23 protein-coding genes and 1 pseudogene are annotated in these 25,533 nt (G+C 34.2%); 19 read left to right on the top strand and 5 right to left on the bottom strand.

Annotated elements, in window-relative coordinates; genetic code table 11:
* Nucleotides 1-94: 94 nt before the first annotated feature.
* On the bottom strand, nt 95-1,549 hold the full coding sequence (locus tag ACFCYN_RS17750; protein ID WP_375950730.1) for a L,D-transpeptidase family protein: 1,455 nt from the start codon (nt 1,547-1,549) through the stop codon (nt 95-97).
* Between the two features lie 285 nt (nt 1,550-1,834).
* On the opposite strand from ACFCYN_RS17750, the gene dacB reads away from it, so the two are divergent.
* The 14 genes from dacB to moaC all read left to right on the top strand — a co-directional run bounded on the left by dacB (nt 1,835) and on the right by moaC (nt 18,168).
* The gene (gene dacB / locus ACFCYN_RS17745; protein ID WP_375950715.1) at nt 1,835-4,729 is read left to right on the top strand and encodes a D-alanyl-D-alanine carboxypeptidase/D-alanyl-D-alanine endopeptidase; all 2,895 of its coding nucleotides are present in this window, start codon (nt 1,835-1,837) and stop codon (nt 4,727-4,729) included.
* A 396-nt stretch (nt 4,730-5,125) separates the two neighbouring features.
* Entirely contained in the window at nt 5,126-6,052 is a 927-nt protein-coding gene (locus ACFCYN_RS17740; RefSeq protein WP_375950714.1) for a LysM peptidoglycan-binding domain-containing protein, read from the top strand.
* A 404-nt stretch (nt 6,053-6,456) separates the two neighbouring features.
* Nucleotides 6,457-7,455 (top strand): NAD(P)H-dependent flavin oxidoreductase, encoded by a 999-nt coding sequence (locus tag ACFCYN_RS17735; protein WP_375950712.1) that lies wholly within the window; start codon nt 6,457-6,459, stop codon nt 7,453-7,455.
* Between the two features lie 402 nt (nt 7,456-7,857).
* Nucleotides 7,858-10,785 carry a formate dehydrogenase subunit alpha gene (fdhF, locus tag ACFCYN_RS17730; protein WP_375950729.1) on the top strand — a complete coding sequence of 976 codons (2,928 nt, stop codon included), beginning with the start codon at nt 7,858-7,860 and terminating at the stop codon, nt 10,783-10,785.
* 12 nt (nt 10,786-10,797) lie between these two features.
* Complete coding sequence (locus ACFCYN_RS17725; RefSeq protein ID WP_098172437.1) at nt 10,798-11,277, top strand: helical membrane plugin domain-containing protein; 480 nt, start codon at nt 10,798-10,800, stop codon at nt 11,275-11,277.
* Nucleotides 11,278-11,403: 126 nt separating this feature from the next.
* Entirely contained in the window at nt 11,404-12,201 is a 798-nt protein-coding gene (gene fdhD / locus ACFCYN_RS17720; RefSeq protein WP_172443775.1) for a formate dehydrogenase accessory sulfurtransferase FdhD, read from the top strand.
* Nucleotides 12,202-12,238: 37 nt separating this feature from the next.
* On the top strand, nt 12,239-13,252 hold the full coding sequence (moaA, locus tag ACFCYN_RS17715; RefSeq protein WP_375950709.1) for a GTP 3',8-cyclase MoaA: 1,014 nt from the start codon (nt 12,239-12,241) through the stop codon (nt 13,250-13,252).
* Nucleotides 13,253-13,461: 209 nt separating this feature from the next.
* A complete protein-coding gene (locus tag ACFCYN_RS17710) occupies nt 13,462-14,478 on the top strand; it encodes a molybdopterin-synthase adenylyltransferase MoeB (RefSeq protein WP_375950707.1) in 1,017 nt (338 codons plus the stop codon).
* 21 nt (nt 14,479-14,499) lie between these two features.
* Nucleotides 14,500-15,789, top strand: coding sequence for a molybdopterin molybdotransferase MoeA (locus ACFCYN_RS17705; RefSeq protein WP_375950706.1), 1,290 nt, complete (start codon nt 14,500-14,502; stop codon nt 15,787-15,789).
* A 38-nt stretch (nt 15,790-15,827) separates the two neighbouring features.
* A complete protein-coding gene (locus ACFCYN_RS17700) occupies nt 15,828-16,298 on the top strand; it encodes a molybdenum cofactor biosynthesis protein MoaE (protein WP_375950705.1) in 471 nt (156 codons plus the stop codon).
* Entirely contained in the window at nt 16,295-16,531 is a 237-nt protein-coding gene (gene moaD, locus ACFCYN_RS17695; protein WP_172443779.1) for a molybdopterin converting factor subunit 1, read from the top strand. The genes ACFCYN_RS17700 and moaD overlap by 4 nt, the downstream gene beginning before the upstream one ends.
* Nucleotides 16,532-16,551: 20 nt before the next feature.
* The gene (locus ACFCYN_RS17690) at nt 16,552-17,046 is read left to right on the top strand and encodes a MogA/MoaB family molybdenum cofactor biosynthesis protein (protein WP_375950703.1); all 495 of its coding nucleotides are present in this window, start codon (nt 16,552-16,554) and stop codon (nt 17,044-17,046) included.
* The gene (mobA, locus tag ACFCYN_RS17685; RefSeq protein WP_375950701.1) at nt 17,043-17,618 is read left to right on the top strand and encodes a molybdenum cofactor guanylyltransferase; all 576 of its coding nucleotides are present in this window, start codon (nt 17,043-17,045) and stop codon (nt 17,616-17,618) included. Before ACFCYN_RS17690 ends, mobA begins: the two co-directional genes overlap by 4 nt.
* A gap of 67 nt (nt 17,619-17,685) precedes the next feature.
* Nucleotides 17,686-18,168 (top strand): cyclic pyranopterin monophosphate synthase MoaC, encoded by a 483-nt coding sequence (gene moaC, locus ACFCYN_RS17680; RefSeq protein ID WP_172443782.1) that lies wholly within the window; start codon nt 17,686-17,688, stop codon nt 18,166-18,168.
* 40 nt (nt 18,169-18,208) lie between these two features.
* Here the strand turns inward: moaC and ACFCYN_RS17675 are convergent, their stop codons facing one another.
* Nucleotides 18,209-18,565, bottom strand: coding sequence for a Na-translocating system protein MpsC family protein (locus ACFCYN_RS17675; protein WP_172443783.1), 357 nt, complete (start codon nt 18,563-18,565; stop codon nt 18,209-18,211).
* A gap of 237 nt (nt 18,566-18,802) precedes the next feature.
* Between ACFCYN_RS17675 and mobB the strand changes: the two genes are divergently transcribed.
* The 3 genes from mobB (at nt 18,803) to ACFCYN_RS17660 (ending at nt 20,818) form a co-directional block, all read left to right on the top strand.
* The gene (gene mobB / locus ACFCYN_RS17670; protein ID WP_375950699.1) at nt 18,803-19,336 is read left to right on the top strand and encodes a molybdopterin-guanine dinucleotide biosynthesis protein B; all 534 of its coding nucleotides are present in this window, start codon (nt 18,803-18,805) and stop codon (nt 19,334-19,336) included.
* A 34-nt stretch (nt 19,337-19,370) separates the two neighbouring features.
* Nucleotides 19,371-20,027 (top strand): molybdate ABC transporter permease subunit, encoded by a 657-nt coding sequence (gene modB, locus ACFCYN_RS17665; protein ID WP_172443785.1) that lies wholly within the window; start codon nt 19,371-19,373, stop codon nt 20,025-20,027.
* Nucleotides 20,028-20,170: 143 nt separating this feature from the next.
* Nucleotides 20,171-20,818, top strand: a complete 648-nt coding sequence (locus ACFCYN_RS17660; RefSeq protein ID WP_172443786.1) for an MOSC domain-containing protein — start codon at nt 20,171-20,173, stop codon at nt 20,816-20,818.
* A gap of 615 nt (nt 20,819-21,433) precedes the next feature.
* Here the strand turns inward: ACFCYN_RS17660 and ACFCYN_RS17655 are convergent.
* The 3 genes and pseudogenes from ACFCYN_RS17655 to ACFCYN_RS17645 all read right to left on the bottom strand — a co-directional run.
* On the bottom strand, nt 21,434-21,946 hold the full coding sequence (locus ACFCYN_RS17655) for a DinB family protein (RefSeq protein WP_375950696.1): 513 nt from the start codon (nt 21,944-21,946) through the stop codon (nt 21,434-21,436).
* 229 nt (nt 21,947-22,175) lie between these two features.
* Entirely contained in the window at nt 22,176-22,811 is a 636-nt protein-coding gene (locus ACFCYN_RS17650) for a pentapeptide repeat-containing protein (protein ID WP_172443788.1), read from the bottom strand.
* A 304-nt stretch (nt 22,812-23,115) separates the two neighbouring features.
* Nucleotides 23,116-23,263: pseudogene (locus tag ACFCYN_RS17645) on the bottom strand (transposase); the annotation flags it as partial.
* A 234-nt stretch (nt 23,264-23,497) separates the two neighbouring features.
* Between ACFCYN_RS17645 and ACFCYN_RS17640 the strand changes: the two are divergent.
* Both ACFCYN_RS17640 and ACFCYN_RS17635 read left to right on the top strand, forming a co-directional pair.
* Nucleotides 23,498-24,424, top strand: a complete 927-nt coding sequence (locus ACFCYN_RS17640; protein ID WP_172443789.1) for an alpha/beta hydrolase family protein — start codon at nt 23,498-23,500, stop codon at nt 24,422-24,424.
* A 165-nt stretch (nt 24,425-24,589) separates the two neighbouring features.
* Complete coding sequence (locus ACFCYN_RS17635; protein ID WP_375950692.1) at nt 24,590-25,228, top strand: chloramphenicol acetyltransferase; 639 nt, start codon at nt 24,590-24,592, stop codon at nt 25,226-25,228.
* Nucleotides 25,229-25,533: the final 305 nt, after the last annotated feature.

The following is a 25,533-nucleotide window of genomic DNA, read 5'->3' as shown; positions in this document are numbered from 1 at the left end:
ATCCCCCATCACATTTTATAACTTAACTTATTTAAATAAATTCCATCAAATAAAAAAGCAGGAAATCTCCAAGGATTTCCTGCTTTAACTACTTTTAATAAATAACTACTGGCTCATATGTGCTAAGGTTATCAAATACAGTTTTCATTATACTAGGTGGTGTATTAACGCACCCACCTGAACCTGCAGTTAGATAAGCATTATTTGACCAATTAGTTCGCCAGCTAGCATCGTGGAAACCTTGGCCACTGTTTGTGAATGGTGCCCAATAATCAACTTGAACTTCATATGCGCCACTTCCTACGTGAGAGCCCTTAAGTATAGATGGCGTTCGCTTATAAAGGACATACCATACTCCTTTTGATGTATCCTCACCAGTGATGTGTTTACCTGTAACGACACTAGTTGTGATAGCTAATTTACCGTTTTTGTAAAGCCAAATACGTTGTTCTGAAATCGACACTTCAGCATACGTATCACCAATGCCATTGTTTGAGGTCGTAGTATAACCATAACCTTCATCGTTCCAGCCATGACCTAAAATGTTAGATGCAGTAATAGATTTCTCTCCAGACTCAAAAGCTGATTGAATTTGTTTTGATTCTTTCTCCACATCTAATGCCCAGCCGTAGCCTTGTCCTTTAACTGAGATGACAGAACCGGAATGAGTCTTAAATTGAAAGTTTTTATCTAATGTAGATTGAGCTTTATCGATTTCAGCAATCTTGTTTTTTAGATCAACAGAGTCAATTGTGACTTTCATATCTTTTGATACAGACGCATTTTTAATTAATTCGCTTGCTTTTAAAGAATAAACTTTATCCTGCACTTTATAATCAACTGTGCGAGCTAGGAGTGCTTGTAGTTCTTTCTTTTCATTTTTCACAATTTGATTGTTTTCTTTAATAGGTTGTAGGTAAATAGGTTTTAAATGAATTACACTAGAATATTCATGACGTTTGAAGTCTTTTACTAGATTAGCAACATCATATTGTTCACCGTTAATGCTTTTAGAGACAATAATATTACCTTGTTCCAAATGAACTTTCGCATCTTGTGGCGCTTTTAATCCATTATTAAGAGTGAGAAGTTTTTCTTCAATTTGTTTATTCATTGCATCAATTTGCTTTTCATCTAATTGACTTGGCATTAAAGAATAATTTTTTGCTTTTGATGAAGGAAAAAACGTACGCTGTTTTTTTAATACTTTTTTAATAGCCGGCAGATCCTTCTCGGTAAAGCTCATCTTTGTATCTTTACCATCCAATACTTTCGTGTCACCTACATAAACTATGTTTTTAAGTTTGCTAGTTTTTAACTTATTAAGTGCTTGCTCAGCATTCAATCCACTTAATTTTATGCCATTAATCTTAATTTGAGCGTTAAAATGGTTTGCCCGATTATAACCGATTGCAATGATTGCGATTATAACGATTACTCCAATTAAAATGAAATGCCAGGGAATAATTTGATTAAATGACCTTCTCCGCTTACTATTACTTCTTTTAACATTTAAAGTAGTTTCCAAAAAAATACCTCCTGTACCCATTGTTCCATTTATAAATGTTACTGAGTTTAAATGATAGCTTTGCATCCGTAGATTACAATTATATTACATAATTTACTTGGTTATTACTATTTTACATTTTTATCGAGTCGAATTTTGTCATTATTTGTTCAAGGATGGAAATTTTATCTAATTATTTTTTCGCATGATTAAATAGAAACTTGGATTTTATTTGAGGACTTAATTTATTTAAATAAATAAAAAGGATATTTTTGGAATAATTTGAATCTTAATATTTGTACTTTAAACAAAAAGGGGAGAGGAAATATGAGGAAAATGAAACGAATCGGTAACAAGTTATTGTTAAGTTCCGTACTTGCAATGCAAGTTTTTACGCTGCCAGCATATGCTACGTCTACGGATACGTCAACAATCGTCAAGACTATTCCACAAATCGATCGACTAGTAGATCAATTATCAAAAAACTCAAACACAGTCGGTATGCATGCAGGTATTGTAGTATATAACACGAGAACTGGAGAGTTGTTGGATGAGTATGACGCAGATAAAACATTTGTACCTGCTTCTAATTTAAAACTGTTTGTTACAGCAGCGGCGTTAGATAAACTAACTCCAAATCACCATTTTAAAACTGAAGTGTACACTACTGGTCAAATTAACAAAAAAGGGGTGCTACATGGTAACGTAATTGTTAAAGGATATGGTGATCCATCTTTGTCAGAAGAAGATATGCGAAATATGGCTAAAGAAATGTCAAACAAGGGCATTAAATCTATTAACGGCGATATATTGGTAGATGATAGTTATTTTGACGACGATCGACTTGGAGCAGGATGGATGTGGGACGATGAATCATATGGATATAACGCTCAAATCAGCTCATTAGCTGTGCATGAAAATATGATAAGTCTTTCTATTACTCCAGATGGTTCTATAGGAGAAGCGCCTTCATTAGGGATGAATCCTATGACTGATTATGTAACCATACATAACAATGCAAAAATAGTTGAGGGGATCAATAATAATATTGTAATTGATAGACCTCGTGGGTCGAATTCAGTTGTTATTAGTGGTACGATCGGAAAACAATCATCGGTCTATACTGAAGATGTAGCAATAGATGACCCTGCACTTTTTGCAGGAAATGTTTGGAAGAAAGCTTTGAGTGCAGAAGGAATTGACTTAATAAAGAAAAAAGTAAAAGTAGAAAAAACAAAAATTACAACAGGTACTCCGATTCTTGTACATAATTCCCAGTCTCTGAGTGAATTGATTGTTCAGTTAAATAAGCAGAGTGATAACTTTTATGCGGAAATGCTATTGAAGGAATTAGGTGTAGTTGCTAAAAATGAAGGAAGCTTTAATGCAGGAGCAGACGTTATTGAGGAATTTCTTAAAAAAGCAGAAATCGATACAAACTATAGACAGGTCGATGGATCAGGATTATCACGTATGGATTTAATTTCACCAAAACAAATGGCACAGTTATTGAAATATGTGTCTCAACAAGAGTATAAGGAAGTATTTGAACAATCGCTACCAATTGCAGGTGTTGATGGAACGCTTAAATCACGAATGATCGGAACGAGTGCTGAAAAAAATGTGCATGCCAAAACTGGTTCTATGAGCGGCATCAATAGTTTATCTGGTTATGTAACGGATCAAAATGGCGATAAGCTTGCATTTTCAATATTGTTAAATGGTGTTCGTACGTCATCATCAGCTACGGCATTTCAGGATGCGGTTGCTGTTTTACTTAGTCAGTATCCTAATCAGACGGGTGATGGTGTTCAATCAATTGCTGATACATTTTTACTTTCTACACTAATCGACCCAATCTTGAATCAAGAAAATTTAAAAGGTGTAACGACAGGCATAGTTGTAGGTTCACTTGACCGAAAGAATGGAGAAGAAGTGCTTTATCAACGAGATGGTGATGATTTACTAACACCAGCTTCGAATATGAAGCTGTTGACGTCAGCTACTGCACTAAGAGAACTTGGCCCAGACTATACATTCAAAACGGAACTTTATTTAACAGCACCTCCAAATAAACATGGCAAAGTAGATGGGGATGTCATTATAAAAGGATATGGCGATCCAACACTGCAGTCTGATGATCCTACTGGCCAAAAGAACGGTACAAAAATTACAAGACTAGTTGAGGATTTAAAGAAAAAAGGAATTACTCAAATCAATGGAGATATGATTATTGATGAAAGTCAATATGACACACAGCGTCTAGGAACTGGATGGGCATGGGATGATGAACCATATGGATATAATGCCCCATTAAGTGCACTATCAATTAATAGGAGTTCAGTTCAAGTAAACTATAAACCTAGTGAAGTTGGGAAACCAGTAGCTTTTAATTTGGAACCTAAAACTGAGTATGTGCAAATAATAAATGAATCGAAAACAGTACAAGCTGATTCGAAAAATACATTTACGGTTGAAAAGGAGCGAGGTAAAAACATCATCCACTTAAAAGGAGACCTACCTTTAAGTGTACAACCTGGTAGTGAACAAATGGCTATAGAAGAGCCTTCTTTATATGCTGGTACAATAATGAAAGAAGAAATGGAAAAAGCAGGTATTAAATTTAGAAAGCGAGCAGAGGTAAAAAATGGTGTTGTGACAAATGGAGAAGTGAAAATATCACAATTATCCTCGCCACCGCTACGTGATATTCTTGGCTTTATGACTAAAGAGAGTGATAATTTCTATGCCGAAATGCTTCTTAAGCGACTTGGGGCGGAGAAAAAAGGGGAAGGAAGCTCTTCTGCAGGTGCGCAAGTTGTAAAAGATAGTTTACTAAAGTATGGTATTGATCCGACATATAGAATGGTAGATGGTTCTGGTTTAAGTAGATATGATATGCTTTCTGCACGTCAAATCGGAAATGTGCTTGTCGGTATGAGTAAAGAACCTTTTTTTGATGTATATGATCAAACTCTCCCGATTGCTGGAGTTGATGGCACATTAAAAAACCGAATGGTACAAACACTTGCTGAAAATAATTTGCATGCTAAAACTGGCACTCTTACAGGTGTAAGCGGACTGTCAGGCTATGTGACTACTAAAGATGGTGAACATCTGTATTTTGCGATATTGATGAATGGTTATACTTCTTCTTCAAGCATTCTTACTAATGCTCAAAATCAAATAGGAGCGGCATTAGCTGGAGTTTCATTTAAATAGATAAAAATTAAACTTTTATTAAGCGCAACAAAGCCGTCTTTATGATATGAAGACGGCTTTGCCTTTTTAAAGTAGGATTCTTATATCAGGTGAAATGAGGCTTCTAATACAAATATCATTATTTAATGTAATTTATGTAATTTATTTAATAATCTTTTAATATTGATTTCGCAAATAAAAAGTTGAGCTCAGTACCAAGTAGCACAGGGGAATTAACTTGAAAAGAGGCTAAAGTAAATGCCTTTTTTTGCCGATAATTCCATAATTTTAGATATATTCCTGTAATAAACATGCCATGAACGTAAATGATTTATCATCTCCCTGTTCTTTTTTTCTGAAAAATCTATGTTACGATTAGGAAAATTAGCAAATGAAGGAACATGGAGGGTAAAAGAAATGCTTAAAAAATTAATGACGATCACAGCAGCTACTGTACTCTCAGTAACTGTAAGTGCTAATGTACAGGCTGCAACTATCACAGTAAAAAAAGGGGACACCCTTTGGGATCTATCACGCACGAATAATACATCAGTAGAAAATACAAAAATGTTAAACAGTTTAACTACAGACCTAATTCATCCTGGTGATGAACTAACTATTGCTCCAGAAAAACATTATCTAGTTGAAGAAGGTAATACATTATGGGATATTGCGAAAAACAATGATACAACAGTTTCACAAATTAAAGAATGGAACAATTTACATACTGATCTCATTCACCCAGGATTAAATCTATTAATCTTTGAAGGTGTAAAAAATACTGCTCAATCTGAAGTGACTACTGCAACACAAACAGAAACTACTTCAGCTGAGCCGTCAGAAACAGTGTCTCCAAAGACTGCAGCAGCACCAACAAAGGAAGTAGCTGCACCAAAAGAAAGTATATCTACACCAAAAGAGGAAGTAGCTGCACCAAAAGAAAGTACATCTAAACCAAAAGAGGAAGTAGCTGCGCCAAAAGAAAGTGTATCTAAACCAAAAGTAAATGTAACTGCACCAAAAAAGAATGTATCTAAACCAAAAGCAACGAACAAAAAAGTAGTTACAGTGGAAGCTACTGCATATACAGCTTCTTGTAAAGGATGTTCCGGCGTTACAGCTACAGGAATTAACTTAAAGAAGAATCCAAACATGAAAGTAATTTCTGTAGATCCAAATCTTATCCCGCTTGGAAGTAAAGTGTATGTAGAAGGCTATGGTGAAGCAATCGCTGGTGATACTGGTGGAGCGATCAAAGGACATCGTATTGATGTGTTTGTAGCAAATAAACAAGATGCGATTAATTTTGGAAGAAAACAAGTTAAAGTAACAATATTAAACTAATAGACTATAACAAACACTGGAACTCCCAAATTAAGGGATTCCAGTGTTTTTGTTTTTTTATTAAAGTTGAATAGATTATATATGAGAGAATGATATTTTTTTGATTTAATCGTTACTACAATCCTTCACTTAGATTGTTAATCCTAATAATAATTTTCTATCAATAAATGAAAGTGTACTGTGTTCAATCCACTATGAAATATGAATTTATAGATGGATTGGAGTCTAATTGGGTTCGTTTTTATTATTCTTATTAATATATTTGTATAACAAATTCGCGAGTGTAGAGTTTCGCTATAAGCGAAAATATAGTTTTTTGATGATACGAAGTTGAAAATAATAGTTTACTAATGTATCATTATTAATAATCAGAATATTCACTTAAGAAAAGGGAGGATATTTATATGAATAAACAAATTCCTGAAAAGTGGTGGACTCAACTTAGGTTACCAGCCATTTCTGCACCAATGTTTTTAGTTTCTGGACCTGAGTTAGTAGAGGCAGCTTGTTTAAATGGGGTAATTGGATCATTTCCAGCACCAAATGCACGACCGATTGAGGTTCTTGATCAATGGATGGGTCAATTAAATGATAATCTTGCCTTGGCGCGCGCAAATGAGCCTGAGCGTAAAATTGCTCCTTGGGCAATGAATATGGTTGTACATAGCTCATATAGTAGATTGCAAGAAGAAATTGAACTTTTGCAAAAGCATAAGCCAGAGCTTGTTATTACTTCATTAGGTTCTCCTAAAGTTGTAGTTGATATTGTACATAGTTATGGTGGCCTTGTGTTTTCTGATGTGAGTGATATTAAATTCGCCAAGAAAGCAGCAGAGGCTGGTGTTGATGGTCTAATTCTAGTAGCATCAGGCGCAGGTGGTCATGCTGGAAATTTAAATGGATTTGCGTTTGTTGATAGTGTTCGTACGTTCTGGGATGGAATCATTGTGCTTGCAGGTGCGATTTCGACAGGTAAAAGTATTTTAGCTGCTCAAGCTGCAGGTGCTGATTTAGCGTATATGGGAACGCGCTTCATTGTTGCGAAAGAAAGCTTAGCAAATGATGAATATCGTCAAATGTTAGTCGATGCAACACAAGATGATCTTATACTGACTGATGCATTTTCTGGCGTAAAAGCGAATATGTTAATTCCTAGCATTGTGAAGGCTGGACTTGACCCTGGGGAATTAAAGAAGAAAGATAAAGTCGATTTCGACGGGATGAAAAACGAATCAAGTGCCAAAGCTTGGAAAGAAATTTGGTCTGCTGGCCATGGTGTTGGGGCAATAACAAAAATTTGTTCAGTTGCCGATATTATTAATGAGCTAGAAGAAGAGTATAATGAGGCTGTTGAAAAGCTTAATAACAACTTTGAAAAATTAAAGACTACTGTTGTTAAATAAAGTAAAAATTGTAAGCGTTTTATATACATATTGTGAATCTATTGTTTATTTATAATTTTAGGATTATAATTATTTTATAGCGATGGAATCATAGTATGAGAGATGTTATGACTCTATCAATTTAGTAAACAAAAAATTGGATTGGTCTGTTAGTACGATTTGCTAATAAACTATTCCACCATGAAGACATAAAGCCTAATCATTGGGTACGTGTTTTTTGTGGTGGATTTTTTTATACGTTAAAACGTAAAAATTGGCAGCAAGGAGAGTATTCGATGACGTTGCCAATTTGAAGAATTAAGTATAAGTGCAACTACGCCTCTGTCTACGCCGAAATACACGGCTTGCCAGTCGGTGAGTTTTCTTTATGGGAAAAAGGGGAGGAAAACCGTGGAAAATAACATGGTTACAATCACGATTAACGGGAAAGAAATAATTGCCGAGCAAGGTTCAACAATCTTACAAATCATCAATAAAAATGAAATGAGTCATCCGCAAATTTGTTATGTTCCTGAAGTCGATCCAATTCAAACTTGTGATACTTGTATTGTTGAAATTAATGGAGAGCTAAAACGTTCATGTTCAACTGGAGCAATGAGTGGGATGAATATTCAATTGTCTTCACCAAAAGCTAAGGAAGCTCAAACTGAAGCAATGGATCGTTTATTAGAAAATCATTTACTATATTGCACGGTTTGTGATAATAACAACGGTAATTGTAAGCTGCATAATACAGTAGAGGAAATGGGTATTGAGCATCAAAAGTATCCTTATCAACCAAAGGTTGCTTCTTGTGAAGTAGATTTAACACATCCATTTTATCGATATGATCCAAACCAATGTATTGCTTGTGGTCAGTGCGTGGAAGTATGTCAAAATCTTCAGGTAAATGAGACATTGTCAATCGATTGGGAGGCTGAGCGTCCTCGTGTCATTTGGGATAAAGGTGTTTCAATTAATGATTCTTCATGTGTTAGTTGCGGACAATGTGTAACGATTTGTCCTTGTAATGCATTAATGGAAAAATCTATGCTTGGTGAAGCTGGTTTTATGACGGGCTTAAACGAAGAATTACTAGATCCGATGATTGATTTAGTAAAAAAAGTAGAACCAGGATATAGTGGTATTTTCGCGGTTTCAGAGGTTGAGGCAGCAATGCGCGAAACTCGTACGGAAAAGACAAAAACAGTTTGTACTTTCTGTGGTGTTGGATGTACTTTTGAGGTTTGGACGAAGGATCGTAAAATCTTAAAAATTCAACCAAGCTCTGATGCGCCAGTAAATGCAATTTCGACTTGCGTAAAAGGTAAATTTGGTTGGGATTTCGTTAATTCGGAAGAACGAATTACAAAACCATTAATTCGAAAAAATGGTGTATTTGTTGAAGCGAGCTGGAATGAAGCACTTGATTTAGTTGCAAGTAAACTAGGTTCAATTAAACAAGAATATGGTAAAGGCTCTGTTGGTTTTATTTCATCTTCAAAAATTACAAATGAAGAAAACTATTTAATTCAAAAGCTAGCAAGACAAGTGTTCGAAACGAATAATGTTGATAATTGCTCACGTTATTGCCAATCACCAGCGACAGATGGATTATTCCGTACAGTTGGGATGGGTGGAGATGCAGGTACGATTAAGGATATCGCAAAAGCTGGACTAGTTATTATTGTCGGAGCAAACCCAGCGGAAGGTCATCCTGTCCTTGCGACAAGAGTTAAGCGAGCTCATAAACTACATGGTCAAAAACTGATTGTTGCAGATCTTCGTAAAAATGAAATGGCCGAGCGTTCTGACATTTTTATTAGACCGAAACAAGGTACAGACCAAGTATGGCTGATGGCTGTAACAAAATATATTATTGACCAAGGCTGGCATGACTTAAAGTTTATTTATGAGAATGTTCACTTCTTTGAAGATTTTAAAGTCGTTCTTGAGAAATACACTCTTGAATATGCCGAGAGCGTGACTGGCATTTCAAAGGAAACTCTAATTCAAATAGCTGAGATGGTTCATGAAGCTGATGGAACTTGTATTTTATGGGGAATGGGTGTTACACAAAATACTGGTGGCTCAGATACATCTGCTGCAATTTCGAACTTATTGCTTGCTACAGGAAACTATCGACGTCCAGGTGCAGGTGCGTATCCGTTACGAGGTCACAATAATGTACAAGGAGCATGTGATATGGGGACTCTTCCTGGTTGGCTTCCAGGCTATCAACATGTTACTGATGACACTGCACGTAAAAAGTTTGAAAAAGCATGGGGCGTTGAAATCGCTGGCAAACCAGGTCTTGATAATATCCAAATGCTTCAATCAATTGAAAAAGGCGTTATGAAAGCTATGTATTTAGTTGGTGAGGATATGGCGCTTGTTGATTGTAATGCAAATCATATTGATGGAGTTTTATCGGAACTAGACTTCTTCGTTGTTCAAGATCTTTTCTTCTCGAAAACAGCGCAATATGCAGATGTTATTTTACCTGCTGCGCCATCACTTGAAAAAGATGGAACATTTACAAATACTGAACGTCGAGTACAAAGATTATATCAAGCATTACCTACTCTAGGAGAATCAAAAGCTGACTGGTGGATTGTTCAAGAAATTGCGAACCGTTTAGGTGCAAATTGGAGCTACAAGCATCCAGGCGATATCTTTAGTGAAATGGCAAGTTTAGCTCCACTTTTCTCACAAGCTAGTTATGAAGTGATAGAAGGCTGGGATAGCTTCCTTTGGGGAAGTTTAGACGGAGCAAGTACAGAACTTCTTTATGAAGATGGTTTTAATTTCCCAGATAAAAAAGCTAGATTTGCTTTAGCCGATTGGATGGAGCCCGTTGAGTTTCCGGAAGAGTTTGACCTATTAATTAATAATGGCCGTATGCTTGAGCATTTCCATGAAGGAAATATGACGAATAAATCATATGGTATTCAATTAAAGGTACCTGAGATTTTTGTGGAGGTGTCACCTGAGCTTGCCAATGAACGAGGAATTAAAGATGGCTCATTAGTTCGTTTAGTATCCCCGTATGGGGCATTGAAATTGCCTGCACTAGTAACGGATCGAGTTCAAAAAAATGAGTTGTTCTTACCGATGAATTCAACTAACAAGGAATCTGCTATTAATTTCTTAACAGGACCAGCGGCCGATCACCGTACAAATACGCCGGCTTATAAGCAAACGAGAGTACGTATGGAAGTACTACGTGTAGAAGGTAATAGTCCAATGCCAAAATCGAACCCGCGTAATAAAAAACGAAATCCTCAAAATGGGGTTGAAGTAAAACGTAAATGGGAGCGAGAAGGATACGTCCACTTAACGACAAAATAAAGGGGAATTAACATGGCAAAGCCAATCACGACAATTCAAAAGTACGTACCGACGAAAGAAGAGCAAAAAGAGCAGAAGCTAGAGGATTTGAAGAATTTATTAGCAGAAAATGAAGATTCGTTAAATAAAATTATGAGCTTAGTTTCTGATTTAAATGATACTGGTGTGCTTGAAGCTGCGAATTCTATGCTTCAGTCTAAAGAGAAAATTGCTAAAATTGCTTTAGGACAAATGAACCGTGAGCCGGTAACGAATATAATCAATAACCTAATGGGTGCTGCAGGTGCACTTTCAAGTGTTGACCCTGAGGTAACCACAAAGTTAATCAATTCTGTCACAAAAGGAATTGATGAAGGGAATAAACATCTTGAAAAGGATGATAAAATAGGCATTCTTGATTTAGTAAAAGTTTTGAAAGACCCTGATGTAAATCGAGCAGTTGGTTTCGGTATTAATTTTCTAAAAGGTATGGGAAAAGGTCTAAAAGAATAGTAGAAAAAACAATTCATTGTATTTAATAGAAAAGAGTTTAATAATAAGAGATGAGCCTTTTAATAGAGGTTCATCTCTTATGAATATTTTTGAAAAACAAATAGTTAAAGAAGGGAATCTAAAACGATGCTACCAAATGAAGTGAGAAGAAAAATTCTCCGCTTTGAAAATGGTGAAACAAACTATATAGAAGACAGCGTTGTCACAGAATATCCCGTCACGATTAAAATTAATGGACAAGAATTTGCTACGATGGTCAGTACTCCTGAATATATTGAAGATATGGTCGTAGGTTTTCTGGCATCTGAAGGAATTATCCGGAAATATGAGGATATTGAAGACATATGGTTCCAAGAAAAAGAAGGCTTTGTTCATATTAAAACAAAGAATATTAATCCATATTATAAAGAGATTCAAAGTAAAAGATATATCACATCATGCTGTGGGATGAGTAGACAAGGCTTTGTTTTTGTAAATGACGCATTGACAGCAAAAAAAATGAAAGAAGTGAATGTTGAGCTATCATTTCAAGATTGTTTTCGTTTAATGAATGAGATGCAACAATCAGCTCTTTTGTTTCAAAATACAGGTGGAGTCCACAACGCTGCTTTATGTGATTTAAATGGATTTGTTTTGAATAGAATGGATATTGGGAGACATAATGCATTAGATAAAATCTATGGTTATTGTCTTAAAAATAAGATTAGTATTTCAGATAAAATTATTGTGTTTAGTGGACGTTTATCTTCTGAAATTTTACTAAAAGTAGCTAAAATTGGTTGTGAGGTAATACTTACTAAATCTGCTCCAACTGAATTAGCACTTCAATTAGCTGAAGAATTAGGAATTACGACAGTTGGATTTATTCGAAATAAATCTTTAAATGTATACACACATTCAAATAGAATTGTAAATGATAAATAAATCATAATGAATTAAAACGATAAGTGAGGCAATGGTTATGAAAAATGTTGCATTGGATAAACACCAACGACCTTTACAGGATTTACGTATATCTGTTACCGATCGCTGCAATTTTCGTTGCCGTTATTGTATGCCTGAAGAAATTTTTGGTCCGGACTATGATTTTTTATCACAAGATAAAATACTATCCTTTGATGAAATTGAAAGATTAACGCGTATTTTTGTATCTTTAGGCGTTAGAAAAATAAGAATTACCGGTGGCGAACCTTTATTACGGAAAGGTTTACCTAGATTAATTGAGCGATTAAATAAGATCGATGGTGTTGAAGATATTGCTTTAACAACAAATGGTACTTTACTTAAAAAGTTCGCAAAAGAGTTATATGAAGCGGGTTTAAAAAGAGTTACTGTCAGCATCGATTCACTAGATGAAGAACGATTCTCTTATATGAGTGGTAAACGTGGAAATGTAAAATCGGTTCTTGAAGGAATTCAAGCAGCTGCTGATATTGGCATGAAAGTCAAAATCAATATGGTAGTTCAAAAAGGTAAGAATGAACAAGATATTATCCCGATGGCACAGTATTTTAAAGAGAAAAAACATATTCTTCGATTTATTGAATATATGGATGTTGGAAACTATAACGGCTGGAAGCTCGATGAAGTCATATCCAAAAAAACGATCATAGACATGATCAATGAAATCATGCCTTTAGAATTGACTGAAGCTAATTATGTAGGTGAGGTTGCAAATCGATATCGATATAAAGATAGTGATGATGAAATTGGCATTATTTCATCAGTTACCGATTCATTTTGTTCAACTTGTACAAGAGCACGTATTTCTGCGGAAGGAAAATTATATACTTGCTTATTTGCTACTAAAGGATATGATTTGAGAGAATTGGTAAGGTCTGATCAAGATGATGAGCAAATAAAAGAATCAATTCTTTCGATATGGAGCAATCGAACTGATCGCTATTCGGATGAGCGGTTAAGTAATACAAAAAAACCATCAAATAAAATTGAAATGTCACATATAGGCGGTTAATTTAAAACGATGGGGTTTGGAGTTTATGCAATTTTTTGTATAACACTCTTTCCAATAATGTAAAGTGATGATTGGTATCTCTGCTAGTTAAGCAGGGAAATTAAGCAGCATTCAGAACTCCTTATATGATGAGGATTTCTTAATGCTGCTTTTATTTAAAGGTAGGAAACAACTTATTCCTAGACCAAGTTTTTGAGTGGAGGATTTTTATGACAGAACGTTATTCGCGTCAGCAACTTTTTACTCCTATTGGTGAAAAGGGACAAGAATTGATTAGAAAAAAACATGTTTTAATCGTTGGAGCAGGTGCGTTAGGAAGTGCTAGCGCTGAGGCACTTGTTAGAGCCGGAATTGGAAAACTAACTTTAATAGATCGAGATTATGTTGAAATAAGTAATTTGCAGAGGCAACAACTTTATACAGAAGAAGACGCATTTGAAAAACTACCGAAAGTAATCGCGGCTAAACAACGTCTACATAAAATTAATGCAGAAGTGAGCATCAATGCACTAGTAATGGATGCTACTTCAGAAAATATGGACATTCTTCTAAAAGATATCGATGTGATGATTGATGCAACAGATAATTTTGATATTCGATTTATCATAAATGATTTATCTCAGAAGTATGAAATTCCATGGGTATATGGTTCTTGTGTTGGCAGTTTAGGTATGTGTTGCACAATTCTGCCTAGTAAAACGCCTTGTTTAAACTGTATATTAAAGGGTGTACCTGTACCTGGTGCGACATGTGATACAGCTGGAATTATTAGTCCAGCTGTTCAATTAGTATCAGCATTTCAAGTTGCGGAAGCTTTGAAAATAGTAGTTGAGGATTATTCCGCAGTCAATCCAAAATTCCTTATATTTGATTTATGGAATAATCAACATTTTTCATTTAAAGTAACAAAATTGAAGTCAGATGAGTGCCCTTCATGTGGATTGAATAAGACATATCCTTATTTATCATTTGAAAATCAAACGAAAACAAGTACACTTTGTGGACGAAATACGGTCCAAATCAGACCATCAATGACGAAAAATTATGATTTTAATGAACTAGAACATCAATTAAAACAACACGGAAAAGTTGAACGAAATCCTTATTTGATCTCTTGCCAGTTAGAAGATTATCGTTTTGTCATTTTTCTAGATGGAAGGGTTTTCGTTCATGGCACAAATAATATACAAGAAGCTAAGAAACTATATTATCGTTTATTAGGTTAATAAAAGAGGGGTTTGAGATGAATGGTTGAAAAAAGAATACCACTACCGGTAGCAGAAGCAGTTCGTAAAGTGATGGAGTTTGCTGTACGCGGATCACAGGAAATGGTTTCAATTGATTTAGCGTATGGTCGAGTATTGGCTGATGACGTAAAAGCTGATCAAGATATACCTGCTTTCGACCGTTCTCCATATGATGGTTTTGCAATTAGAGCAGAAGATACAATTCATACAAATACTGAAAATCCTACAGTTTTTGAAGTAGTAGGAGAAATTGGGGCTGGCTCAGTTTTCCCAAATAAAGTAGAACCATTCCAAGCTGTGCGTATTATGACTGGGGCTCAAATACCTCGAGGTTGTTCAGCAGTTGTCATGCTTGAATTGGTGAAAGAGATGAAAACGGAAGATAAATCATTTATTGAAATTAAACGTTCATTTCCAAAGGGTGATAATATTTCTTTTCAAGGTGAGGAAACGTCAAAAGGAGATATTCTTGTCAAAAAAGGCACAGAAATCAATCCAGGAACAATCGCATTATTAGCAACATTTGGGTATAGCCAAGTTCCGGTAGCGAAAAAGCCAGTAATCGGAGTAATTGCAACAGGGAGTGAATTGCTTGATGTAAATGAACCACTTGAACCTGGTAAAATTCGCAATAGTAACTCCTATATGGTTCTCGCTCAAATTCAAAAAGCAGGCGGAATTCCTAAATATTTAGGAAAGTTTAGCGATGACTTGGATACTTGCTTTTCTGAAGTGAAAAATGCGTTAGAACAAGTAGACATCTTGATTACTACTGGTGGGGTATCTGTTGGTGATTATGACTATTTACCAGATATTTATGCTAGATTAGGAGCTACAGTATTATTTAATAAAATTGCTATGCGTCCAGGAAGTGTAACAACTGTCGCACATTTAGACAACAAATTATTATTCGGCTTATCAGGAAATCCATCTGCTTGTTTTGTTGGGTTTGAACTATATGTTCGACCGATTATCCAAACGTATTTATTCAATGAAACTCCTCATTTAAAGAGGGTAAGTGCGGTATTAGGAGAAAATTACCCGAAACCGAATCCTTTTACTAGATTTGTAAGAGGGAAAATTGTATACGATGAAGGTGGGTTAACCGCAATTCCAGCAGGGTTTGATAAATCTAGCGCAGTATCTTCCTTAGCTAATACAGACGCATTTATCGTTTTACCTGGTGGAACTAGAAAATATGAAAAAGGGATGGCAGTGGATTTATTATTATTAGAAGATCCTCAAGGAAGTAAATGGCCTTGGCATGATTTTATACCTTCATATAAATAAGTAGTCTTTAATATTCTAAGAAAAGTGAAGTGGTTTACTTGGAACGATCATTATTTACTATAGTTGATACACCAATTGTCGTTGAAGAAGTTTCAGATAAAGTTAAAAGCAGAAATGCCGGGGCGATTACTCTTTTTATCGGTACTGTTAGGGAATTAACAAAAGGTAAAAAGACACTGTCTTTAGAATATCAAGCGTATGAATCAATGGCAGTAAAAAAGCTTGCGCAAATTGGTAATGAAATAAAACAAAAATGGCCAGATGCACTCGTTGCGATTACTCATAGAGTGGGTAAATTAACGATTAGTGATATTGCAGTTGTTATTGCAGTTTCCTCACCACACCGTAAAGTTGCATATGAAGCAAATGAATATGCAATTGAACGAATCAAACAAATTGTTCCGATTTGGAAAAAAGAGTTTTGGGAAGATGGTACGATGTGGATTGGTGATCAACTAGAAAACACAGCATACGAAGGTGGAAAACCAAGTAAGGAGGAATCAAAATGATTAAAGTATTATTATTTGCTCATTTACGCGAGAAAGCTGGAACTGACGAATTAACAATTTCAGTTGAAAATGGGATAAAAGTTAAAGCGTTAAAAGATTTGATGATGAATAAATACGATTTACCACAGCTTAATCAAATTATGACGGCAATAAATGAAGACTTTGTGACAGATGAAGAAATTGTAAGCGATGGCGATACTGTTGCGTTTATTCCACCGGTTAGTGGAGGATGAAATAGAAAGTTGGTGGAGTTTTGCATAAACATAATGAAAAAGCAATTGTTAACATCGCAGTTTTAACAATTAGCGATACTAGAACTGTTGAGAATGATGAGAGCGGTAAGCTTATAAAATCTTTATTAGAAGAGCAAAATCATATCGTGCATCATTATCAAATTATAAAAGACGAAAAAGCATTGATTGATTCGACAGTTAGATCATTGTGTGAAGATGATGAAGTTCAAGTACTGATTCTAACTGGTGGAACAGGTTTTACAAGAAGAGATGTTACGTATGAAGCAATTTCAAAATTACTTGATAAAGAAATGCAAGGATTTGGGGAGCTGTTCCGTTCATTAAGCTATACAGAAATCGGACCAAAAGCGATGTTTAGTAGAGCAATTGCTGGTAGTTTTAATGATAAGGCAATCTACATCATTCCTGGCTCAAAGAACGCAGTGAACCTAGCGATGACAAAATTAATTTTACCGACTTGCCAACATTTTGTAGAAGAATTAAATAGACAATGAAAATAGCTGGCGTAGTTTTAGCAGGTGGAAAATCCTCTCGTTACGGTAAACCCAAAATGTTTGAAACGTATAAAAACAAATTTTTATATGAATATAGTGTACAAGCATTAGAAGAAAGTTCGATTTCACCGATCATCATTTCGACAAACGAAAAACTAGTTCCGTATTTTAGTAAAAACGATTTAGAGTTTGTTATTGAAGGAGAAACTGAAGAATACCAAGGTCCACTGTATGCAATGTACAATGCATTTTCTAAAATACAAAACATTGATTGGTATTTTGTCTTAGCTTGCGACACGCCTTTTATTACAGCTGACTTTGTAAAAAAAATGATCGCATTGCTTAAGGACAGTAACGTTGATGTAATTGTTCCGATTCAATCAGATAAACTTCAATCGTTATTTGGACTCTATCATCGTGATTGCATCGGGAAGATGAAGGGAATTTTAGATAAAAACAATCGAAAGCTTCAGGTACTATTCGATGAGGTTAATGTATTAACAGTACCATTTTCAAAAGATGAACGAATCTTTAAGAATATAAATAAGCCTGAGGATTGGCAAAACGGGTAGGAGTAATACTAGATTAGGCTAGTAATTTCTATTCCCTAGTATCTGTTTCGTAAAAGGAGGAAGCATCATGAGTGAATTTTCCCATTGGAATGAAGAAGGTAGACCTAAAATGGTCGATATATCAGAAAAAGACATAACAACAAGAGTAGCAATTGCGCAAAGTACAATTTCAATCTCAAAGGAATTATATGATGCAATTCAAAATGGATTAATTAAAAAAGGTGATCCATTAAATGTTGCTCAAATTGCTGGAATTATGGGAGCTAAAAAAACGTCTGACATTATACCGATGTGTCATCCTATTGCACTTTCAGGGACTGACTTTACATTTGAGTATGTAGAAGTACTAAATGGCTATGATTTAATCATTCGTGCGACAGTTAAATGCAGTGGGAAAACTGGAGTTGAAATGGAGGCACTTACAGCTGTAAGCGTAGCTGGCCTTACGTTTTACGATATGTGTAAAGCCGTTGATAAGAGTATGGTCATAAAAGATACATTTTTAGTTCAAAAAACTGGTGGTAAAAGCGGCGACTTTTTCCATAAATAAGATTGGAACATAAGCTTAATTGATTAATAGTGTGTACTATTTAATCAATTAAGTTTTCCAATTTTTTATCAAAAACAAATACTGAAATGGCAATATCTTCTTCTACTTTCATATCAGAAAAAAGATTTATAAATTTAGCACCAACGATCTCTTCCAATTTAACTGGATGATTTTTCGCATAAACATCTTGAATCATCTTCGTTCTAGCATTATGTACGATATCACGGCCTTCGGAAGATTGCGCGATAAATAGTTCAGTAGGAGTAAGGTTTCCATATAAAGTTGAAACAGCCATATTTTCAACTAAAACTGTATGGATTCTTTCAGGACCTTTACCAAATAATTCTTTGCGCAGTTTTCGAATATAGTCATTAAATTCATGGATGACTTTAGACATTACAACTACCCCTTAACTTAATTCTGTTTTTCTTATCATAAAACAATGATTGGAAAATTTAAAGAAAAATTGAACATTTAGTGAACATCTAAATGAAGGCATTACTAAATGTTAGTTAATATTGATGGGGAAACAATTCCACCATGGGTACACAAATCTAAAATGATTTTTGTATTGATGGTGTTTTTTCAGTTAGCTTTTTATAATTAGAGTATAAATAAAAAGGAATTGAGAGCGATGAAAAAGAACTATTCCATTTTGCAAATTGTAGGCTATCAAAACAGTGGGAAAACAACACTGACAGAAAAACTAATTAAAAAGGCAAAGCACGAGGGATTATTAGCTGCTACGATCAAACATCATGGTCATGGTGGTGCACCTGATTTAGAATTAACTAGTAAAGATAGTGTTCGTCACTTGAACTCCGGAGCGATTGTTTCTAGTGTTGAAGGAGATGGTGTTTTACAATTAAGAACAAATTTAATTAATTGGGATTTAAAAAAGACACTTGAATTATATCGTTTTTTCTCGACGGATATTATTTTTATTGAAGGTTATAAAAGGGAAAATTATTCAAAAGTAGTATTAATAAGAGATGAGGGTGATCTACATTTACTCGATTCATTAACAAATATTAGATGTGTTATTAGTCATGTTGATATTGAAGAGAGTAGATTGAAAGATTATCAATATTTCCATCTTAGTGATGAAGAAAATTACATAGAGTTTTTGATGAAAGGAATTTTAATCGGTAATTTCATAATTGATTAAAATAATATGTTTTGTTTTGAAAAGAGGAGATTAATTGTTAGAAGAGTTTTTAATTCCCCTTAAGATATCCCTTAAGGTTACGGTTGTATCAGGGATTCTCGTTATTATTTTAGGGACGATAGCTGGAAGAATTCTCTCTATGAAATCCTTTAAAGGTAAGACACTATTAGAAACTATTCTAATGTTACCTTTAGTTCTGCCACCTACAGTTGTAGGATTTTTACTATTAGTCATTTTCGGAAGACAAAGCTTCCTTGGAAAAATGATCGAATGGTTCTTTAAACAACCAATTGTATTTACATGGTGGGCAGCTGTAATTGCTTCAATTATTGTAGCGTTTCCGCTAATGTATCAGTCTGCTAAAACCGGCTTTCAAGGTGTCGATAATGAAATTGAAGAGGCGGCTCGAGTGTGCGGTGCAAGTGAATGGAAAGTATTTTTCTTTATTTCAATACCGCTTTCATTCAAAGCCATTATTTCAGGAAGTATTTTAAGCGTTGCGAGAGTACTAGGTGAGTTTGGTGCTACACTCATGTTTGCAGGAAACATACCAGGAAAAACACAAACTGTCCCAACAGCAATTTATTTAGCAATAGATTCCGGAAATATGAAAATGGCTTGGCTATGGGTACTATCAATGGTGTTAATTTCGTTTATCATGCTATTAGTTGTACAGTTGAAACAGAAATGATTTATACTCAATAAAGCTTATAAGGATTATTTTTCCTAAGTAGTATATAATGCTTTGAGTAGGTTGTTTTCCCTTATTATTCCAAATGTATAAAAAAGACAGAGCTTTACCATTAGAAACCTTAAAAGGAGATGATGGAACTTATGACAAATAAAATTGAATTAGTTAACCTTGCAGTAGCGTTACCAAGTAAAATGCAATACGGCGAAAATAAAGAAATGATAACAGGGATCTGTAAAGAAGGCATAGAAGAAGTTTATTTAACGAAAGATGGCTTTAAAGGTGACGGAGTAGCAGATTTAAAACATCACGGTGGACCAGACCGAGCTGTCTGTGTATATTCATATGAACACTATTCTCTTTGGGAAAAAGAGTTTAATGTAAAACTACCACTTTCAGCATTCGGAGAAAATATCACAGTCACTAATATGCTAGAAAAGGATGTATGCATTGGAGATGTCTACCAAATTGGTGATACAATCATTCAAATTACACAAAGTAGAATCCCTTGTGACACAATAACAAGAAGAACAAACGTCGCACTTAAGAGAATCGTAGAAACAGGTTTTACAGGCTATTTATGCCGAGTATTAAAAGAAGGTACGATTAGAAAAGATTCAAAAATAGAATTAATTGAAAGACAAGAAAATAGAATTTCAGTTTTATATTGTAATGAGATCTATTTCCATAATCCTAAAAATGTTGAAGGAATTAAAGCTATATTAGCGGTTCCTGAGCTAGCTGAGGATTGGAGAAATAGATTGAATAAGCGATTAGAGAGTTTAGTTTAATAGTTATCAAGTAGAGGATGTCCTATTGGGCATTCTTTTTTTATAAGCATCACATATAAGAAGAGTAGAAAAGTCGGGTGAAATGAAAATAGAGAAACTGCAAAAAAAGTTGATGAAAAGTGCAAATAAATCGGTGTGTTGTGCAAATAAGAAATCTAAAGCTGCAAATAAAGTATAAACTGCAAATGAAATCAGTGAAACTGCAATTAAAATTAACGAAACTGCAAATAAAGTCTTTAGAATCCTTAATGTTATAGAATATTACCTATACGGGTTGGGGTATTTCGAATGAATAATCGTCTAAAACTGGATGCTTACAAATAGAAGATTAGTAAGTTAGCTCAAATTCTTACTAAACTGATTAAAAAGTGAAAGAAAACAACTGATTTTTTTAAAATAGTGATGATAAAATCAACTATAAATGCAAAATCCCACTAAGATACCCCGCATTTTAGCTACTAGAGCCATAATAAATAAAAGGAGTCCCATGTGTCAGTTATCCTGACTATAAGGACAGCCTCTATTTTTGTTCTCTTTAGATTAAAAATGTTGAATATAATAGATTATAAGCATCCCATCCAACTCATGCGTTACTTGGATAAGAAAACAAGCTAGTTAAAACACCTGCTCTTTAACTAGGCTTTGCTCTAACTCATCTTTTTGTTGCAAGTGATGACGAAAATGCATAAAAACCAGTTCATACCATTCCTTTGCATTCAGCCAACCGAACCCTCCATGTTTGACTTTGTAATTTGGCTTTATATTACCCACTTTCGATTCCCATTGGCTTAACCTTAAAATTACTTGATCCATTCTATCGATCAGTACCTCATTGCTATCTGAATTATTAGGTGGAGTATTTAGTTCATCCGGCAATTTAATTTTAATTGGTGGGAACCCACCGATCTTATATAAATGTTCACCAAACTCTGTTTTCCCAAGATATTGTTCTTCGTTTAAGGTGGCACAAGTTTCCATATCATCTAGATATTCATTGGCAACAACGATTAAATGATCATACATTTGTCCAATTGACCAAACCGATTCTTCAGATTTAAATCTTAGCTGTTCCATAGAGTATTTTTGAAGCTCGTTTTTGTATGTAATAATTAGATTAATCTCACTCAATTTGATTCCTCCTTAAAAACTATTCCAAAGTAGATATATTTTCGTACTTGTAACTAAACATTCAATATATGAATACAAATACCTTCTTTAATAGACATTATAAAATCATCTCTAAATAGAAAAAAGAATAGCTCTATTTAGACCAACAAAGTAAATAGAGGCCGTCTATTTGTCAGTTATGCTGACTATTAGGACGGCCTCATTTTGTACAAATTTAAAAATGCTATTACTAATCTTTAATTTTTAATCCCATTAATGCTGCGAATTGAACTGCTTGATTAGAAGAAACTGTACAGCCATGTAAATTATTTATTGAAACTGTTAATTCATTAAATGTAGAAGAACTAATATCAATCCCTTTAAGAGAAGTTTGATCAAAGTTTACTCCATCAATATTACATTTATTAAAATCAATTTTTTTGAATTTACAATCATAAAAATCAGTACTTTTTAAAATAGAATCATGAAAAATTACCTTTTCTAGTTTTGAATTCCCAAATATAGATAAATTTAAAACAGAGTTGTCAAACTGGACATTCCCAAGGCTAGATTCAGTAAAATTTGCACCTACTAACTTACAATTCTTAAAGGTAACTTTATGAATGGAAGCATTGGTCATATTGCAATTTGACAGATCACAGTTTTCAAAATATACATCTGACATACTTATATTTCTAAAATCTGTATTGGTGAATTTACTATTCTTGATGACCATTTTATATAAATAAACTCTATCTACGGATTCGTTTTCAAAAATAGACCCAGTGATTTCACACATCCCCAATTCCGGGTCTTCTTCATAAAAAATATCATGAAAATTTCTAGATTGTAATTCTTTAGGAATATTAGGTGTATCGATTTTCATTGTATATACCTCACTTTAAACAATTAGGATGAAACTAAATCGAGCAGAATATTTACACATAACTATAAACAATTTTAAGCTTTAAAAAAAGACTTTTAATTTTCTAAGATTTGTGTCAAAAAAAACTAGTATTTATTTGACAGTAATTATTAATTTTAAAATGAAAAGTCACTTTCGTTATTATTTAAATATCACATGAGTATGTATTTTCGAATTGCTTTTAGCTTAGGTAAGAAACAAATCTGCACGATTAACTAGGCTTTGGTTAAGTAGATTGTGATTTTCTTATATAGCTACCATGAATTGCTCCAAGGTAGTTTTTGGATGCACCTACTGAATGTGCGGCTTCAGTTAAGGCTGATTTTAAATACTTATTGCTTTTTTGATTTAGTTGATTTCCTTTTACCAGCACTTTCATTATGTCCTGGAACTAATGCTGCCCAGGAACATAATCGGGTCAGTTTTTCGTCCAGGAACAGCTTTCATATGTTGCGCATTGAAGACAAAAAACTCTAATTCTTCAGCTTCAATCAAATTAATAGCTTTTTATTTTGACTTTCTTAGACTTAAAAGTTGATTTTAATTATCGTAACGATCATTTTACTTCCAATATATGTTAACTTATAATTGTTGAAAAGTGAGAATAATAGAGCATTTGAAAACTGATTTTGTATAGGAGGTTTAAAATGATAGAACAAGTTACGGTTATGGCAAACGCCGCCTACCCATTGGAAGGGATTTTGACATTGCCAGATTCTCATACTGAAAAAGTCCCAGCAGTTGTATTTGTACACGGTTCCGGTGCTTTAGATAAAGATGAAACCGTTGGTGCCAACAAACTATTTCGAGACCTTGCGGATGGACTTGCAAATCAGGGAATTGCATCGATTCGGTATGACAAACGAACCTTCGCCCATGGTAAGCAGATGGTTCAAGAACTTGGTGGTAAACTTTCCGTCAAAGAAGAGGTCATAGAGGACGCGATTGAGGCTGTCGATATGCTAAAAAAAGATCCACGTGTGGATGCAAATCGTATTTTCATAATTGGACACAGTTTAGGAGGAACACTTGCTCCTAGAATCGAAGCTGAAGGCGGTGAATTGGCAGGATTAATAATCTTAGCCGGCACTTCTCGAACGCTTGAAGAAGTCATCCTAAACCAAAATGAGGATTCCATAAAGCAGCTTGAAGCATCTCAACAAGAGGTAGCCTTAAAGCAAGTAAAAGAACTACAAAACATGTTTAATTCTATATCTGACATGACGGATGAGATTGCGCAGCAGACTATTTTGTTCGGTTCTGTTTATGCTTGGTATTTTAAAGAAATGAATCAACATCCTACTAAGGACTATTTATCGCAAAGCAAAAAATCGATTTTCGTCGTTCAAGGTGATAAAGATGTACAAGTTTCAGTCGAAAAAGATTTCAATCTATATCGTGAAATGCTAAAATACCACCCCGATGCCACATTCAAACTCTATCCCGGTTTGAACCATCTGTTTATGAAAGCTGTTTTCGGTACGTTGAAAGACATTTGGAAGGAATATAATATTCCTCAATCTGTGGACAGGAATGTTTTAGAAGATATAGCAAAATGGATCTTGTCAAAATAAGCAAAATCAAAAGGTGCTAATTCTTAATATTGTACTTACGAAGAGCATTAGTTTAACAAATATTGACTATTTCGGTAGTCTTTTTTTTTGTACTATCGAGTAGTTTAGTTGTAGAAGTTTTGATGGAAAAAAAGGATAAAATAACGTTAAAGAGGTGACTAATTAGTGATTATATGCTTTGAAGGTGCAAGTGCGGTAGGGAAAACAACAACTTCTAATGAAATTTCCAAAAGCACTAATACATATGTAAGTCCAGAAGTTAACCTCTTATTTAATCGACCAAAAGCAGAATCTAACATATGGTATTTGGAACGACAAGTTGTACGGTGGCAAATCGCTAAAGAGAAAAGTATATATTATGATACAGTAATCCTTGATGGGGATATTTTTCAGCCATTAAGTTATAATTGGTGTTTTGATTTTAAAGTATTTAATCAAAGTCTAGATTTTATTGCTGATTTTTACCGAACTGAAATAAAAAATGGAAGAATTGGTTTTCCAGATAAATATTTTTATTTATATACTGACACACATAGTTTGAGGTATCGCAAAGATAATGATACTACAAGACAGAGAAGGAATTTCGATAAACATATAGAGATTGCGAAGCCACATCAACGCTTTTATGAAGCCCTTAACAATTTTGTACCTGATTATGTTCATATGATTGAGGCAAAAAATATTGAAGAAACTATAACTTCTATAACAACAAATTTGACTTCTGCATCATCAAGTTTTGATATCTCATATTCATTGGAATTTCTTGATTGTATTGTAAGTTGGCTAAGGAAAAACAAGGCTTAGTCAATTACTTCTTATTCAAAAGCATTGCAATAGTTGAACAACTCCTTGAAATAACAAAATTCTCGAAAACAGAAAAAATAAATAATGTAATTACAGAGGTAGGGCTACTATCTTGGAATAGGTGTGTTCTTTTTATGCTTAAATAGTACAACATGAGTTGCTTTGGCACCTCTTTTTTTATTCGCCAAAATAACCATTTAATTTAATGACGAATGATATAATTAAATGGATAAATTTAGTAAAGTAATTTAATGATTGAACAGAATAAAAAGATAATTCTTTTTGGAAACCAGATTATTGAGGAG

Source organism: Gottfriedia sp. NPDC056225 (genome assembly GCF_042267765.1).
Lineage (GTDB): Bacteria > Bacillota > Bacilli > Bacillales > Bacillaceae_G > Gottfriedia.
Note: the sequence above shows the minus strand (reverse complement) of the source record. Positions and strands in the feature narration are given on the sequence as shown.

Excerpts from the sequence above, each read along its gene's own strand:
- ACFCYN_RS17740 (WP_375950714.1), top strand. The coding sequence starts at position 5,126 with ATGCTTAAAAAATTAATGACGATCACAGCAGCTACTGTACTCTCAGTA.
- ACFCYN_RS17750 (WP_375950730.1), bottom strand. The coding sequence starts at position 1,549 with ATGGGTACAGGAGGTATTTTTTTGGAAACTACTTTAAATGTTAAAAGA.
- moaC (WP_172443782.1), top strand. The coding sequence starts at position 17,686 with ATGAGTGAATTTTCCCATTGGAATGAAGAAGGTAGACCTAAAATGGTC.
- ACFCYN_RS17710 (WP_375950707.1), top strand. The coding sequence starts at position 13,462 with ATGACAGAACGTTATTCGCGTCAGCAACTTTTTACTCCTATTGGTGAA.
- moaD (WP_172443779.1), top strand. The coding sequence starts at position 16,295 with ATGATTAAAGTATTATTATTTGCTCATTTACGCGAGAAAGCTGGAACT.
- dacB (WP_375950715.1), top strand. The coding sequence starts at position 1,835 with ATGAGGAAAATGAAACGAATCGGTAACAAGTTATTGTTAAGTTCCGTA.
- ACFCYN_RS17735 (WP_375950712.1), top strand. The coding sequence starts at position 6,457 with ATGAATAAACAAATTCCTGAAAAGTGGTGGACTCAACTTAGGTTACCA.
- fdhD (WP_172443775.1), top strand. The coding sequence starts at position 11,404 with ATGCTACCAAATGAAGTGAGAAGAAAAATTCTCCGCTTTGAAAATGGT.
- moaA (WP_375950709.1), top strand. The coding sequence starts at position 12,239 with ATGAAAAATGTTGCATTGGATAAACACCAACGACCTTTACAGGATTTA.
- fdhF (WP_375950729.1), top strand. The coding sequence starts at position 7,858 with ATGGTTACAATCACGATTAACGGGAAAGAAATAATTGCCGAGCAAGGT.
- ACFCYN_RS17725 (WP_098172437.1), top strand. The coding sequence starts at position 10,798 with ATGGCAAAGCCAATCACGACAATTCAAAAGTACGTACCGACGAAAGAA.
- ACFCYN_RS17640 (WP_172443789.1), top strand. The coding sequence starts at position 23,498 with ATGATAGAACAAGTTACGGTTATGGCAAACGCCGCCTACCCATTGGAA.
- mobA (WP_375950701.1), top strand. The coding sequence starts at position 17,043 with ATGAAAATAGCTGGCGTAGTTTTAGCAGGTGGAAAATCCTCTCGTTAC.
- ACFCYN_RS17650 (WP_172443788.1), bottom strand. The coding sequence starts at position 22,811 with ATGAAAATCGATACACCTAATATTCCTAAAGAATTACAATCTAGAAAT.
- mobB (WP_375950699.1), top strand. The coding sequence starts at position 18,803 with ATGAAAAAGAACTATTCCATTTTGCAAATTGTAGGCTATCAAAACAGT.
- ACFCYN_RS17705 (WP_375950706.1), top strand. The coding sequence starts at position 14,500 with ATGGTTGAAAAAAGAATACCACTACCGGTAGCAGAAGCAGTTCGTAAA.
- ACFCYN_RS17675 (WP_172443783.1), bottom strand. The coding sequence starts at position 18,565 with ATGTCTAAAGTCATCCATGAATTTAATGACTATATTCGAAAACTGCGC.
- ACFCYN_RS17660 (WP_172443786.1), top strand. The coding sequence starts at position 20,171 with ATGACAAATAAAATTGAATTAGTTAACCTTGCAGTAGCGTTACCAAGT.